General features: G+C 48.3%; 12 protein-coding genes and 3 tRNA genes. 11 read left to right on the top strand and 4 right to left on the bottom strand.

What is annotated here, in order from left to right; genetic code table 11:
• Position 1: 1 nt before the first annotated feature.
• The 6 genes from J2I46_RS01475 to J2I46_RS01450 all read left to right on the top strand — a co-directional run bounded on the left by J2I46_RS01475 (position 2) and on the right by J2I46_RS01450 (position 7,140).
• Positions 2–2,545 carry a beta strand repeat-containing protein gene (locus tag J2I46_RS01475; protein ID WP_207327149.1) on the top strand — a complete coding sequence of 848 codons (2,544 nt, stop codon included), beginning with the start codon at positions 2–4 and terminating at the stop codon, positions 2,543–2,545.
• A complete protein-coding gene (locus tag J2I46_RS01470; RefSeq protein ID WP_207327148.1) occupies positions 2,546–4,438 on the top strand; it encodes a phage head spike fiber domain-containing protein in 1,893 nt (630 codons plus the stop codon).
• Between the two features lie 3 nt (positions 4,439–4,441).
• Positions 4,442–5,167 carry a hypothetical protein gene (locus J2I46_RS01465; RefSeq protein ID WP_207327147.1) on the top strand — a complete coding sequence of 242 codons (726 nt, stop codon included), beginning with the start codon at positions 4,442–4,444 and terminating at the stop codon, positions 5,165–5,167.
• Position 5,168: 1 nt separating this feature from the next.
• A complete protein-coding gene (locus J2I46_RS01460; protein ID WP_207327146.1) occupies positions 5,169–6,242 on the top strand; it encodes a patatin-like phospholipase family protein in 1,074 nt (357 codons plus the stop codon).
• A 675-nt stretch (positions 6,243–6,917) separates the two neighbouring features.
• Positions 6,918–6,992 (top strand) — tRNA-Pro (locus J2I46_RS01455).
• A gap of 76 nt (positions 6,993–7,068) precedes the next feature.
• Positions 7,069–7,140: transfer RNA gene (locus tag J2I46_RS01450), tRNA-Gln, on the top strand.
• A 254-nt stretch (positions 7,141–7,394) separates the two neighbouring features.
• On the opposite strand, the gene J2I46_RS01445 is transcribed toward J2I46_RS01450, so the two are convergent.
• Entirely contained in the window at positions 7,395–7,763 is a 369-nt protein-coding gene (locus J2I46_RS01445) for a hypothetical protein (protein WP_207327145.1), read from the bottom strand.
• A 255-nt stretch (positions 7,764–8,018) separates the two neighbouring features.
• Between J2I46_RS01445 and J2I46_RS01440 the strand changes: the two genes are divergently transcribed.
• The 4 genes from J2I46_RS01440 (at position 8,019) to J2I46_RS01425 (ending at position 9,714) form a co-directional block, all read left to right on the top strand.
• Positions 8,019–8,213: a hypothetical protein gene (locus J2I46_RS01440; RefSeq protein ID WP_207327144.1), complete on the top strand. Its 195-nt coding sequence runs from the start codon at positions 8,019–8,021 to the stop codon at positions 8,211–8,213.
• A gap of 56 nt (positions 8,214–8,269) precedes the next feature.
• Entirely contained in the window at positions 8,270–8,740 is a 471-nt protein-coding gene (locus J2I46_RS01435) for a hypothetical protein (RefSeq protein ID WP_207327143.1), read from the top strand.
• Between the two features lie 48 nt (positions 8,741–8,788).
• Entirely contained in the window at positions 8,789–9,349 is a 561-nt protein-coding gene (locus J2I46_RS01430) for a hypothetical protein (protein ID WP_207327142.1), read from the top strand.
• Positions 9,350–9,453: 104 nt separating this feature from the next.
• A complete protein-coding gene (locus J2I46_RS01425; RefSeq protein WP_207327141.1) occupies positions 9,454–9,714 on the top strand; it encodes a hypothetical protein in 261 nt (86 codons plus the stop codon).
• Positions 9,715–9,804: 90 nt separating this feature from the next.
• On the opposite strand, the gene J2I46_RS01420 is transcribed toward J2I46_RS01425, so the two are convergent.
• Together J2I46_RS01420 and J2I46_RS01415 are read right to left on the bottom strand one after the other, a co-directional pair.
• Positions 9,805–9,877 (bottom strand) — tRNA-Thr (locus J2I46_RS01420).
• 144 nt (positions 9,878–10,021) lie between these two features.
• Positions 10,022–12,502, bottom strand: a complete 2,481-nt coding sequence (locus J2I46_RS01415) for a DUF349 domain-containing protein (protein WP_207327140.1) — start codon at positions 12,500–12,502, stop codon at positions 10,022–10,024.
• A gap of 93 nt (positions 12,503–12,595) precedes the next feature.
• Here J2I46_RS01415 and pdxH point away from each other — a divergent pair, with 93 nt between their 5' ends.
• Positions 12,596–13,237: a pyridoxamine 5'-phosphate oxidase gene (gene pdxH / locus J2I46_RS01410; RefSeq protein WP_207327139.1), complete on the top strand. Its 642-nt coding sequence runs from the start codon at positions 12,596–12,598 to the stop codon at positions 13,235–13,237.
• A gap of 97 nt (positions 13,238–13,334) precedes the next feature.
• On the opposite strand, the gene bshB1 is transcribed toward pdxH, so the two are convergent.
• The gene (gene bshB1, locus J2I46_RS01405; RefSeq protein ID WP_207327138.1) at positions 13,335–14,057 is read right to left on the bottom strand and encodes a bacillithiol biosynthesis deacetylase BshB1; all 723 of its coding nucleotides are present in this window, start codon (positions 14,055–14,057) and stop codon (positions 13,335–13,337) included.
• Between the last annotated feature and the right edge of the window lie 85 nt (positions 14,058–14,142).

Below are 14,142 nucleotides of genomic sequence, written 5' to 3'. Positions count from 1 at the left end.
CATGAACACAATCACGCGCGCGCTTTTATTCCTCTTTCTGCTGCCTGGTCTGGCGATGGGTCAGGAATTAACCCGTTCAGCACCAGCCACCTCAACAGGGCCGATCAACGCCAGCCAGGTAACGTCAGGTACGTTCGATGTTGCTCGTTTCCCTAACACGGTGGTTACGACCAACGGCGCTCAGAACCTGCTCAATAAGCAGCTGACTGATCCGATCATCAATGGCACACCGACCGGAACCGGCTGGGCACTGAAACTCAATATCAGTGATACCGTCGGCATCTTCGTTCGTCGCGTAAACGGTTATCGTTTATTCTCAACGACGGAAGCTACGAAGCTGGCTAATATTACTGGCACGAACACAGGTGATCAGGACCTAAGTAACTACGTAACGCTGAATGGAGCGCAGACGCTGTTGAGTAAGACGTTGACGAATCCAGTTATTAACGGTGGTACGATCAGCGGAGTCACCTCGTTTGGTGTGGCTGGCAATGGTACGTTTACAGGTGCGCTGACAGTAGGTAATGGTACAACAGGCACACTTAATCTTGGTGATGGTAGTCTAGTAAAAAGTGTCGGTAGTGGATGGGTTATTAATGGTGGAATATCTACCAATAATATTTTTTCTGCCAGATCAATAGCACTTGACAATGTATCCGTTAGTTATACTGGTTCATTGGGCAGCAAGCTATCTATTCCTAGTTATACAGGAACAGATATTACTACTGCACAAAACGGTACAGCAGCTTTAGCTTCTGGACATTACTTTGGACAGCCTACTTTATCAGCTACAAATACAGGTGTTACAACCACTAACGCAACTACTGTATATATAGCTGGCGACCCTATAGCTGGTACAAATCAGACAATTACACGCAGTTGGGGATTATATAATGCTGGTAAAACCTACTTAGGTGGTGATGTAACAATTCCGAATAGGAATACAGTATTTGGTAGTAGTACTGCCGCAGGTACAATTAATTTTGCAAGAGGTGGTGATGGTGCTACTGTTGGAAACATTGGTTATACAACAAGTACCACAGAAGGAGCTAAACTTTCTGTTAATGCTTTTGGTGGTAGTGGCTCATTAAGTTTTGGTACAGGTGGCGTAGCTGATAGGTTAACCATTGCTAGTGATGGTTCTATGAATGCTACAGGTGCTTTTACATCATCTAATACAATAAGTGGAAGTACATTACAAGCAAGTGTATTCCAAGCTACAGGTAACACAAATATTGGCGGTGGAACTATAAGTTCAACTGGCGCACAAGGAAGATTTGTTGCTTATACTAATAATGATGCTTCGACTGCTGCTTCTGGTACTGTTGCAACTATAGTTAGTCATGGACTAGGAATACCAACATTTACTGCTACCAATACAGGTGTTACTTACACGAACCTTATTAATCAGTACATAGCTGGCCCACCTGTTCCCGGTACGAATGTTAGTGCTGGCAACTTATGGTCATTATATGTTGCTGCGGGTAACAGTTATTTTAACGGTATACGATTAGGTGGTAGTGATATTCTTTCTACTACAAGTGGTGCTGGTGAAATGCGTATTTCAACCAATACTACAAGTCAAGGCTTAGGATTTTATTTTGCTCTAACGGCAAATAAGATGGGGCTATTTGCTCCCACTACTGGCAACCTAATCCTGCAAAACGGTGGTACGTACACTGATAATACTACAGATAGATTACAAGTTACAGGGAGTATTTATTCATCTGCCAATGTAAATGTAGCTGCTAGTGATGCTTCTGGTAATGGTCAGTTTAGAATCGGTGGTGTTGCGGCACTTTATATGTATGGTACTAACAATGTATCATTAGGAGGAGCTTTAAACCGTACATTAACAGGCACAGCTAATATTGGTATAGGTGTAGGAGCATTAACAGTAACTACGACTGCTAATAGCAATATAGCAATGGGCACTAGTGCAGGACAATATCTTACTAGTGGTGGAAACAACGTCTTTCTTGGTCATGCTGCTGGTTTTAATTCAAGTGTTACAAGTGCAAGCAATAACGTTCTAATCGGTGCTAGTGCTGGTAGAAATCAGACTGGAACAATAAGTAATGTCATCGCACTTGGAAATGATGTGCTTAATGGAGCCGGTAACTTAAACAATGTATTTACTACGTCAGTACCGCGCTGGATAATAAATAAGATCACAGACGACGGCGTTACCAACCTTCAAGTCAATGGATCAGCTAGGGTCAACACTATAGCTACTGTTGTACAAACACTGACCGATGCGGCTACCACAACGCTGGATGCCAATTCAGGCGGTAATGCCATATGGACGATTGGGGCAACAGGTAGAACCCTTGCCATTGCCAATCCGGTTGCAGGCTCTTTTTATACGTTAAAAATCATTCAGGACGCAACAGGTTCTCGTACGATCACTACATGGCCAGCTAATACAAAGTGGCCAGGCGGTGTGGTGCCTACACTGACCACTACAGCGAATGGTGTTGATATCGTGACCTTTTTCTACGACGGCACCAACTACAATGCCATCCTGACCAACGACTTCCGCTAGATGAAAAAGTTACTCTTTCTCCTACTGCTCTCGGCTAGTTGCCTGGGGCAGCAGTCAGCGTTTTTTCGCGCACAACAGAGCCAGTATGCGCCGAACCTGAACCTCGATTTTACAACAGGTACGTTAGACCCGCGCGTTGCGTACACTGGCGCAAACGGAACACGAGTTAACAATCAAGGTCAGATTGAGACGGTTGCCAACAACGTACCCAGGTTCGAGTCAGACCCGGCCAGTTACGCGTACACAGGGCAAAACCTATGGACTCAGAGTGAGGATTTGAGCAATGCGGCGTGGTCAAAAACGGAGGTAACTGTCACGCCAAACGTCGCAATTGCACCTGATGGACAAACGACCGCTGACCTTGTAGCTAGAACGGCGACAACGACTAGGCATACAATCATCAGGACCTTTAGCGGTAATGCGTCAACCTATTACACTACCGTATTTTATGCGAAAGCAGCAGGTGTAAACTCCGTAACGATTTTATTCGATCGGACCAACTTCGTTCCTTCTTTTGGTTCGGTTGGCTTTGATTTGTCGACAGGTACAATTACGGGCGGCACCACTGGAATGGTGCCCTACGCTACGATTACATCCGTCGGCAATGGCTGGTATCGCTGTTCGGCCCGCATCTATTCTAATTCAGAAACACAGATAACGATTTCATACATCTGTGGTAGTAATACTTCTCCTGTTCTTGGCGATGGCACGTCAGGCGTTTATTACTGGGGTATGCAGCTATGGGAAGGCTCTGGCTTATTCCCGTACGTAGCTACAACAACCGCTACCGTACAGGGCACGCGTACAACGACAGTCAACCGGGGCATCCTGATCGAAGAATCGCGTACCAACTACCTCAACTACTCTGGCGATCCTTCTAACGGTGCATGGACGCAACTTAACGCAGGAATCACCAGTGCCGGTGCCGCCTCAAAGCGGGCAGGTCTTGGGAGCTACAGACTAATTGAGAACGCCATGTCATCGGCCTCTCATACGGTCTACCAAACTGCTACGACCGCTTCTATATCAACAGTCACTGGTTCAGTTCTGGTTAAAGCTGGGACCAGGCGCTACGCCAATATACGGGTGAATCGAAACACGATCATGAGCTATGCGTCTGTGATCTTCGATATGACAACAGGGGTAATTACCCAGACAGCGGTAACAGGTTCAGGCGACGTACCTACCATGACTACCAATGTCGTCGACTGGGGCGGTGGCTGGTGGCGTGTATCGGTTACGGCGACCTACACTTCGGCAGGAACGACACATCAATTGGGTATCAATCTGTCCAATTCAGCGACCGCGACCCTCAACACGTACGGCGAAGTTGTCTACGATGGGGATGGCGCCAGCTACTATGACATAGATTGTATGCAGTTGGAGGCGGGGGCGTTTCCAACCAGTTGGATATATACGCTGGGGGGTAGTGTAACTCGCTCACCTGATCTAATGTCTATACCTACTGCTGGATGGTACAACCCCAATCAAGGTACATTCGTACAACGGAACACGACAGATACGCCAAACGTTGACCTCCGCATATTGTCTGTCGACGACAACAGTAATGGTACTAATCGCATGGTGATTCAGCGAAATCCCTCGAATACTATACTGATGTTTGGCTTTAGTGCGGGTAGTGGTACTAGTTCTAGCAATACTCAAAGCGGGGTGGGTACAGGTAACTTGAATTTTACCCTGAGCTATCAAGCTAACAATTACAGGACGTCTTTCAATGGCTCCAGTATAACCGGCACAGGTTCTACAGGCGCTGTGCCAACGGGAATCACTACTGTTCGATTCAATACAGGCGGAGGGCGCTACTACATAAGCCGCTCTACATACTATCCCCGTACGCTGACTAACTCTTACCTCCAACTCTATTCTAATTAACCCATGACGTTCGTGAACCGTGACGGTCTGAAATACGAGACCGTAGTAGTGATTACGCAGGCTTACCAGCCCGCCAAACCAGCCATCGAGGCCGTTGCCGAAGTTCCGCCACAGCCTGCCGTAGAGCCGAAAGACGCCGTTCAGCCGACCTACGATGCAGACGGAAACGAGCTAACGCCCTACATTCCACCCGTACCTGGCCAGCCGGGCGTACAGGGCGTACCGGGCAGCCCGTACGTACCTGCGGTGCCCGAAGTGCCGGAACTGACGGCCGTAGTTGAAACTGGACGGATCGTAGGGATTGAAGTAGCGATCAGCGATAACCGGAAAGTTGAACTCCTGTCGGTCGTCGAAGAGAACGACCTCGAAATGATCGTGCAGGCCCGGATCAAGTATTACGCAGAGGACGGGGAAACGCTGATGACCGACTGGATCGATCAGGACCAGACGCTGAGTGAGGATGCGAAAGCACTACAGAAACAACGCTTTGCTCCCTACACGATGGCCCCTAAATCGACCCGCGACAGCTGGGTAGACCCGGCGACGGGTGATCTGGTTGAGGCCACAGCACCAGGTGCAGTACGGGAGATATTTTTCTACCAGCAACTGACCCGGACCAACCTCACGGAAATGGGTGTAGCACCCTCGACGGAACGGCGCCAGCAGTTTCTGCGCTATTTGATGCTGAAATTTATGTTACTCGTCATTGCTCAACGCGCTGGAATCTAAGATGAAAAACATACTGGTTTTAAGTGGAGGAGCCTTTAAAGGAGCATTTCAGGTAGGTGCATTACGCGTTTTAAAAGACGCTGGTATCAAGTGGGATTATACCGTTGGCATCAGCACCGGTGCATTACAAGGGTTACTAACGGCCATGGATGCTCAGGATCGCCTTGAAGCGTTATGGGAACAGGTAGCTCAGAATGGGGCGGGCATGATTTACACGTCAGAACTGCTCGATCAGGTCAACGGTGTACCCAAAGTATCCTTCAAAAAGGTATACAACATGATAAAGCCCCGTCTGACGCCAAAGCTGATCTGGCAACTGCTCAGCGAAAAAGGACGTTTGGCAATCATATCGGATATTATCGGCCGTACCAATACCATAGAAGCATTAGCCGATAATCAACCCTTGCAGGATCTGCTACTGTCTCTATTGAACGAGTATCCACTTGTCATGCCATCAGGTTGCGGGGCTGTGTCGCTATATGACAGTCAGTACTACTTTAAGACAAACAAGGATTTTAGCTCACTCAGCGAGTATGCCAAGTTTGTTAAAGCGTCGGCTTCTATGCCTATGGTCTGGAAGAGTACCAACGTTACCGGGGGGGATGGTATCACCATGTTCAACCTGGTAGATGGGGGTATACGGAATATCTCGCCTTTGGGTGATGCTATATCATTTGTCAATGCGCAGGAAGATCCCGAAGGGTGCTGCATCTGGACAATCAATACGCAATTAGCTCATCTGGATACCGATCCAAGCCCAACCTGGCCAGTGATGAAGACCGGTGATCGTGCCCTTGATATTGTACTGTCGGAGGTGATCACTAACGACATTGATCAGTTTATGGAGTACAATAGTTTTGCCCAGCAGGCGGCTGGTTTCGGTCATACCTTAACTATGCGGAACGGCCGTTCGGTGAAGGCATTCAAATCTATGGTGATAGAGCCAACCGAATCACTTGGCGGTTCAATGGACGCCTCGGCCGAAGCGATTAAGCAACGAATTAAACACGGTATGGAACGGGCGTACGAAGTCCTTTCGTCAAAAGCCACGACACCATTCTGGCCGCCGCAGTAGAAGAGCTTTCATAAAAACGTTGAGTAAATCAAAAACCCCGCTGGCGCTGCTGGCGGGTTTTTTTGTGCTTAATCAGGTGCAGGTTTGCCTTAGAGTCTTTCCAGAATGGCAAGATTGCGATGAGTTTCAAGACTCAGTTATGACCTGTTTTCCCGCGCTCGATTGGCTGAATTTGCGGGGGATTTCAGATTCCTCTACAATCAAAAGAGGTGTCAGTACCAGCCTCTTATACCCTTTACTTTTGACTCATTACTTTTTTCTAATCCAATGGCAAAACAAAACGCCTCTATACAACCTGCTTCTAGCAAGCCCAAAAAAGTACGAAACAACACGATCGTACAAATCAACTACACGACTAACATAACAGTGCATCAGGCCGCTCCTGTTAGCCAGCTGAGACCACATGAAAAATGCTGGCAGTGGGTGTTGAACATAATCCAGCTTCTGCTCAAGTTAGCCCTCTTTCAGGGTGGCCCTTGGGATAGTTGAACAAAAAAAATGTATGGATACATCTGAAAATTCCAGAACATGTCCTATACTTGCAGCATGAAAACGCTACGTCAGCCGCAACCCCAACAAACTCCGATCACATCGGGGGTGGGCGCGTATTGACGTAACTGAAGACTTTTCAGTACAGGCCCCCTCCCGCAACGGAGGGGTTTTTTTTTGTTTCACAGGGAATAGGGCGCGGGGTGTGCCGCCTGCTTTGGGAGCAGGACTTGGCGGGTTCGACACCCGCATTCCCTACCAAACAGGTGTCGTAGTAGTGGGTTACTTCGCTTTGGATGCATAACATACCCACTACGTTTGTTACCCTGTTTTTTATTCGGGCGTCGTATAGCGGCTATTATATCAGAATTTGGATCTGATGACGGGGGTTCAATTCCCTCCGCCCGATCAATAAAAAGCCCTTCTATTATGGTAGAAGGGCTTTTCTGTGTAAAAAAACCAAGAGTATTAGGCTTTATAGCCTAGTTCGCTAAATACAACAATGAGCGCCTTTAGTTTAGCGTCGCTCATGCCGGTTTTGCCACTGATAAACATTGATAGCATAGGTTGTGTCAAATCAATTCGCTTGGCAACGGCACCGAGACTAATTAGGTCCCGACGTGGTGCTATCCATTCCCGTATCAGACGGGGTTGATCTTGCAGTCAGTTGGCAAAGGCTGGGTACGTATTGCCCTCTGTATCCTGAGCAACAACACCTGACTCATCTTGATATACGCCCCAGATTTCTCCGTTGTACATCATATCCTGAACCTTGGCAGTGAAACTATTCTTAGGCGCAAACCGAACAACTGTCTCACTTGTGGCCGACTCGCAAATGGCCTGCGTTTCGCTATCATCAAACATAGCTACTTTCTCAGCGACTACTTCGCCTTTGCTGTCGTACACCTTGCCACCGCGCTCAATCAGGTTCGTATCAAATTCGGCATCCTGGCACAGTTCAATCAGTTGGTCAAAAGTTACTTCATCAGGTGTGTTGCTGTAACGGTCGTTGGTGATTGTGTACGTAGTCATTGTCTTGTGTGTTTTAAGTGGAGAATCGTTTCCCCGTTTGCTTGCATCAAAGGTACTTATGAAATCATAAATGCGCCAAGTGTTTTGCAATAAATATTTATGAAATCATAAATATTTGATTAAACGGTAATGACTACCCCGCCATAACTCGATCACCTTTTATGTAAAATAGTTGCCTTTTTATTTGTGATTTTACATCACAGTTTGTATTTTTATACTGTTGAACAACGGTGTTGAACACAGACCATATAGAGTATGGCAACCATGAACGAGTCCCCGCAGAGTCCTGAAAATCAGGCCGGGTTTTACCAGATCATCACGGAGACGCTTTACAACGTACTTCGGCAAGACGGGGGAGAATGGGCCTCCCCTGAACAGGTTGATGAGGTGCTGGACACTATCAACCACTTTGAGGCCAAACGGGTGAAGGTACTCGAATCGGTCAAGTAGTGTAAAGGGGGCCTAACCAGCCCCCACTTTTCCAACTCCTAACAACAACATCTACAATGAAACTTGCTCTTATCCCCCAACAGGTAGCCACGGCCGATAGCAAAACGAAACTGGCCGAGTTTGCCCAGGAATTTGTTACCCAGCTGGTCGAAGACGGTGGCGACTCGATCAGTATGCTGGCTGAGGCTGGGCGTATGGAGTTTCTGGCAAAATGCCTGAAAGATGCGGCTAAAGTAGCCACGCTGGAAGAGGTTCGCCAGTATGGAAAGGAAGGCATTACAAGGTATGGTGTCACCATGACCGTGAAGCCATCGGGCACCCAGTATGATTACACGCTCAACCCGACGTGGCAGAATCTGAACGCCAAAGTTATTGAGGCGACCAAAGCCAGAACCGCCCACGAAACGTACCTGAAAGCCCTCCCCTACGAAGGCCGGATGTACGTCTGTGATGATACCGGAGACATGTACCGGGCCTACCCACCAGCCAAAACAGCCGGTGAAACGGTGTTTTTAGAGATAAAATAACCTTACCGCCCTACCCTTAACCGGGTAGGGTTTAGCTTTTGTGATACCATGCAAACCATACAGGAATTAACCGACGTTGAGCAGCTTATTCTGCGCACCCTATTTTTTGCCCCCCGTCACCAGGCTACCTTTTTGGAGATAGCGGATAAATGCTACTACCCCGATCAGCAGGTACTGGATACCTTACAGGCGCTGGAAGAACAAGGGCTGGTTAATCTGATTGCCGACTTCGGCACTAACACTCAGGTATATCATCCGTCGGAGGCGATGATTGAGCAGATGGAAACACTTAACAAAAAGGCCAATGCCAACTTGCAGGCTGGGTTGGTCAAGGCGCTGGAGAGTCAACCTATTCAGAAAAAACAACCCAGAACAAACAAAGTCCCCAGCTTAACATATGCGGGAGTAACCCATAACCTTGACGAGTGGATCACGTATGGGGAGTATGGACGGAAGTACGGCATTAATCAAACTACGATCACTATGCGGATTTTGCGCGGTAATTTTCCGCCCGAGAACATATTGGATCTGCCCCGATGGGGTATCAAACTGCTGAAAGACGTAGCACCCAATCAGGTGGACCGGGGCCGGAAACCAAAAGCCAGCTAGCTGCGTTTCTTTATCAGCTCTACGGAGCCGTACTCTATAAGTGACCAAGCCCGAACGTGTTGCGTTCGGGCTTTTTTATGCGACATTGAATTTTTAGTCAATCGATGGAACCGACCGATTTAACCAACACAGGGCTTTTCCTCAAACCTATTGTCATCCATAGTGATATAGATGTGCACACACTAGCTATGATAACAAACGTACCTATCGAGCACGTGGAAGACATTATATATAGCAACGTCACACCCAATGATGAGGAGACATTTGAGCTTATTTGTGCGGGCATTGGAGTCGATAAAGACCTAATACTCGCCCAGCGGGACGAGTGGTTATTGGAAATCCTCGTTGAAAAACTTAGCCACTGATTGTCATTCGCAATTACCCAGTATGGGCGAGAATATGGGCGAGGCAAATAAAAAAGCCGTTACGATGTTTCGTAACGGCTTGATTTTTAGAGCCCCCAGTCGGGATCGAACCAACGACCTACTGATTACAAGTCAGTTGCTCTACCAGCTGAGCTATGGAGGCTTTTACGACCTGCATTGGGCTTCCCTTCCTGCGAATCGTGGTACAAAAGTAGGCCTTTAAGACAGTTTCTGCAAGCATTTCCCTCAAAAAAAAGAGCAACTAAATTCGATTTAGTTGCTCTTTTTTTCTAACTCACTGATTCTCTTACTCCTGATTACGGAGCTGCTCGATCTGACGCTGGGCATCAGCAATTTTTTTCTCGATATCGGCCCTTAGTTGATCAGCATTTTTCGACCGTGCAAAAAATTCGATGTTATTTTGATAGGTAGCAATGTCGTTTTCCAGCGACGAGATACGACGGCGCGTTTCACTGCCGCTTCCTTCTGGGCTACGGCGATAAGCTGCATAGTCGCCGCTATCGCGGTTGCCACCGCTATCCCGACCACCATCACGCCCGCCACGGAAACCACCGCCTTCGCGAGGTGCTCGATTCTGACGAGGAGCATTGTTGTCGCCACCCGGACGTGGTCCACGATCACGGTTTTCACCACCACGGGGAGTACCACCTTCACGAGAACTACGCGGTGCATCGGAACGCGACCCACGATCACCGCGAGGGCCACCGAAACGGGACACTTCGGCTTCGTTATCCTGAATAGCACGCTCTTTCTCCGTTGTCGACAGTGCGCCATTTGCCCTAACCAGTGCGTTTATGGCAGCGATATACCCTTTCTGGATTCGTTCTTTGTCTTTCTTCGGTACAAACCCGATGCTGTTCCACTCCTCTTTGAAAGCGTTCAATTGCGACAGGTCTGCGCTCTGCGTGGCAGATGCTTCAATCCGTGCAATCAGGTCTTCTTTCTTGCTTAGATTCGCTTCAAATTCACGGTCAGTATCCTGGCTCCGGTTCCGCTTCTTATCGAAAAAGGCATCACAAGCCGCTTTGAAACGCTCAAAAATGCTATTTTTCTGTTTTTCAGGTACCTGACCAATGTTTTTCCATTGTTTTTGGTACTCGATAACCCGTTGCGTTGCGTCAGCAGACTCGTCACCAGCAGCCAGAATAGCGTCGACCTGTTCGCAAAGTTCAATTTTAGCTTTCAGGTTCTCTTCACGCTTGCTTTCCAACTGACGGAAGAACTCGCCTTTGTTGGCGAAGAAAGTTTTCAGGGCTGCCCAGAATTTCTTACTGAGTTCTTTGCCTTCTTCGCGAGGCATTGGGCCTTTAATCGCATTCCACCGATCCTGAATAGCCATGACCTCTTTGGTCTTGTCGTTCCAGTCGTTGATACCCGATGAGGTAAATGAAGTCAGCGGGATGAGCTCTTCGTAGATCTTCGATTTCTCCTCATAGAGCTGCGACGATTCTTTACGGTTCTCTTCATTCTGCCCACGGCGCTTGTCATACAGGGCATCGAGGGCAACTTTCATGCGTTGCCATAACACTTCCTGCTCTGACTTGGGTGCAGGACCGATGTGTTTATATTCTTCGAACAACGCATTGGCATCGTCGATGGTCTGTCGCGTTACGTCTTTATCAGCGTACGCTTTAACCATCGCTTCAACCTTATCGATTACTTCCGCTTTCTGAGTGGCGTTTTTCTTACGATCCAGTTCTTTCAGCTCGAAGTAGATATTCCGGTTGCTGTAATAGCGGTCAACGAGGGCATGATACGTTGCCCAAAGCGTTGCGTTATGTGGCGAGTTTATGTTACCAGCCGCTTTCCATTCGTCCTGAATGGCCTTGAACCCGTTCCAACTCGTTTTAGCGTCACCGGCATTCGATTCGTCCGATTCAACTAGTTCGCGCAGGCGGCGAAGTAGATCCGTTTTGGCGTTGAAGTTTGAATCCTTTGCTTTGTCAAGCGTTTGGAAATAGGTATTCTTCTGCGATTTGATCTGCTTATACAGGTCTTCGTAGCGAATAGCCAGATCATCGGTACGGAATTGAAAACCTTCTTCCGAACCTGTTTCGTCAATGTATTTAGCAAGAGCGGCCTGACGTTCAGTTCGTTTCAACTGATCCATCACAGGCTTGCTTTGCTTTAATATATCATCTGACTGCCGGAACAGGCCAGGAGCCACCGTTTCGGCTTTCAGACTAGTCAGGGTCTGATCGAGCAGATCAACCAGTTCCTGTTTAGAATAATTACTGTAGTCAACAGCAGGTTGGGCGGATAGCTCTTCAGCAGCCTCAGTTTCACCATAGGTAGCCTCTGAAACCGCCGTTGAGGGCGTTTCGGCGACCGGCTCTTCAGTTACGTCAGGCGTGGTTTCAGGAAGGCCCGCTTCAGCAGGATCGGCAGTTGGCGTTGCCTCTGCTACGGGCTCGTCGATAGCTGGGACTTCTTCCGGCTCATTCGTAACAACAGTCGACTCGTCGGTCTTTGTTACGTCTTCCTGGTGGTCAGTTCCGGCTACTTCGCTGGTATCTGTCATAGGCTCCGTCTCAGGTACGTCGGCGGCAGGCTGTTCGGCAACCGACTCGTCTACTTCCTCATCAGTCACCGCAGGGGCAGACTGTTCGGGCGCAGAGGCTTCGGCTGGCGTAGGCACAGGGGCTTCGTCAGTTTCCGATACGGGCGTTGAAGCGACCTCATCGGTCGCCATAGTCGTTTCCGGCAGTTGGTTGTCAGGCTGGCTCACTTCCTCTGGCCGGTCGATTTGCTGTTCTTCGTTTGTCATGTTGGTTACGCACCAATTACTTTTGCAAAAGTAATGAAAATACGCGGCTTTTACCCATTTGTCCCGGTTCTTGCCCCTTCTCCCTACATAAATATGACAACCCGAATTGCCGACCTGCGTAAGGAATATACGCTAAACGGTCTGGATCAAACAGATGTTTTGCCCGATCCTTTCGCTCAGTTTCAGCAGTGGTTTGATTCTGCCCTTGCTGCGGGGGTTCACGAACCCAATGCAATGCACCTGGCAACGATCAGCCCCGAGGGTCGCCCGGAAGGTCGCATTGTTCTGGTAAAAGGGATCGATACAACTGGTTTCTCCTTCTATACGAACTATCAGAGTCAAAAGGCTGCGTCGCTCGCTTTAAATCCCGTGGCTTCGCTTACTTTTTTCTGGCCCGAATTGGAACGACAGGTTAGAATTGAGGGAGTTGTTGAGAAAGTAGCTGAATCAGAATCAGATGCGTATTTCAATAGCCGCCCGCGAGGCAGTCAGCTTGGTGCCTGGGTGTCGCACCAAAGTGAAGTAATTTCCGGCCGCGATGTACTTGAAAGACAGCAGGAAGCACTTAGCGAACAGTTCAACAATAAGCCGATTCCACGGCCGCCACATTGGGGCGGCTACCGGGTTATGCCCGATAAAATTGAGTTTTGGCAGGGTCGGCCTAGTCGTCTGCATGATCGTATCCGATATCGGCTTGAGTCAGGTACGTGGTTGATCGAACGGGTATCTCCCTAGCGAAAGAAAGAAACTGAGAGAAAACGTGACGGTGGCTTCGACTTTATTTTTATCAAACGTATGCCACTTTCACGCTTTCCTTTCCTCCTTCACACGATTATATCAGGTCGAATAGATTCGTCACTCCCAACATTCGCTTACTGATGTACCCTTCACCAAATTCGACATTTATCATGTGGCCCTGGTCACGGGTACGTGACTCCAGAAATTTCATGAACGGTTCCCCAGAAATGTAGCTCTGTGGTTCGGTGCTTTCCGGGTTAAAAAACTGGCTTTTGTAGGCTTTGATCGCCTCCAGCTTCTTCTCCCAATAGGGCGTTATATCCACCACAAAGTCAGGCGTAAGGGAGCGATCCTGAATAAAATAGTAGACAAAGGCTGGTCGGTGCGCCGCCTGCGGTTCGCCCGATACCGGGTCAATGGTCTGGATTTGACGAAGTCCACTGTAGAAACAGGCATCGGTAACCAGTTGCGCAGCACGGCCATGATCAGGATGCCTGTCATCAACCGTATTTGTCAGCACGATGGCTGGTTGATAATGACGGATCCAGGCTATCAGCATTCGTTGGTGTTCCTCATCATTCCGGAAAAAACCATCTTTAAAGCCAAGGTTCTGGCGGTCAGACAGTTGCATGATCCTAGCTCCTTCGGCAGCCTCCTGAAGTCGAATTTCCGGGGTGCCCCGGGTACCCAATTCGCCTCTTGTCAGATCAACAACAGCTACCGTTTTACCCTGGTCTATCAACGATAATACCGTTCCGGCACTCGTCATTTCTACATCGTCGGGGTGGGCACCGATGCATAATACGTCAACTTTCATAAAAAGACTGTTTACTGTTTTCAGTTCACCGTCTTCTGTTGCTCTGCTAAGTGATAATCTTTTTTTTCTTAGCAGAGCAACAGAA

This window comes from Fibrella forsythiae (assembly GCF_017353175.1).
In the GTDB taxonomy this organism is placed as follows: domain Bacteria; phylum Bacteroidota; class Bacteroidia; order Cytophagales; family Spirosomataceae; genus Fibrella; species Fibrella forsythiae.
The sequence above is the reverse complement of the archived record's forward strand: the minus strand, read 5'-3'. Positions and strand labels throughout refer to the sequence as shown.

Excerpts from the sequence above, each read along its gene's own strand:
- J2I46_RS01460 (WP_207327146.1), top strand. The coding sequence starts at position 5,169 with ATGAAAAACATACTGGTTTTAAGTGGAGGAGCCTTTAAAGGAGCATTT.
- J2I46_RS01435 (WP_207327143.1), top strand. The coding sequence starts at position 8,270 with ATGAAACTTGCTCTTATCCCCCAACAGGTAGCCACGGCCGATAGCAAA.
- J2I46_RS01445 (WP_207327145.1), bottom strand. The coding sequence starts at position 7,763 with ATGACTACGTACACAATCACCAACGACCGTTACAGCAACACACCTGAT.
- bshB1 (WP_207327138.1), bottom strand. The coding sequence starts at position 14,057 with ATGAAAGTTGACGTATTATGCATCGGTGCCCACCCCGACGATGTAGAA.
- J2I46_RS01470 (WP_207327148.1), top strand. The coding sequence starts at position 2,546 with ATGAAAAAGTTACTCTTTCTCCTACTGCTCTCGGCTAGTTGCCTGGGG.
- J2I46_RS01440 (WP_207327144.1), top strand. The coding sequence starts at position 8,019 with ATGGCAACCATGAACGAGTCCCCGCAGAGTCCTGAAAATCAGGCCGGG.
- J2I46_RS01415 (WP_207327140.1), bottom strand. The coding sequence starts at position 12,502 with ATGACAAACGAAGAACAGCAAATCGACCGGCCAGAGGAAGTGAGCCAG.
- pdxH (WP_207327139.1), top strand. The coding sequence starts at position 12,596 with ATGACAACCCGAATTGCCGACCTGCGTAAGGAATATACGCTAAACGGT.
- J2I46_RS01425 (WP_207327141.1), top strand. The coding sequence starts at position 9,454 with ATGGAACCGACCGATTTAACCAACACAGGGCTTTTCCTCAAACCTATT.
- J2I46_RS01465 (WP_207327147.1), top strand. The coding sequence starts at position 4,442 with ATGACGTTCGTGAACCGTGACGGTCTGAAATACGAGACCGTAGTAGTG.
- J2I46_RS01430 (WP_207327142.1), top strand. The coding sequence starts at position 8,789 with ATGCAAACCATACAGGAATTAACCGACGTTGAGCAGCTTATTCTGCGC.
- J2I46_RS01475 (WP_207327149.1), top strand. The coding sequence starts at position 2 with ATGAACACAATCACGCGCGCGCTTTTATTCCTCTTTCTGCTGCCTGGT.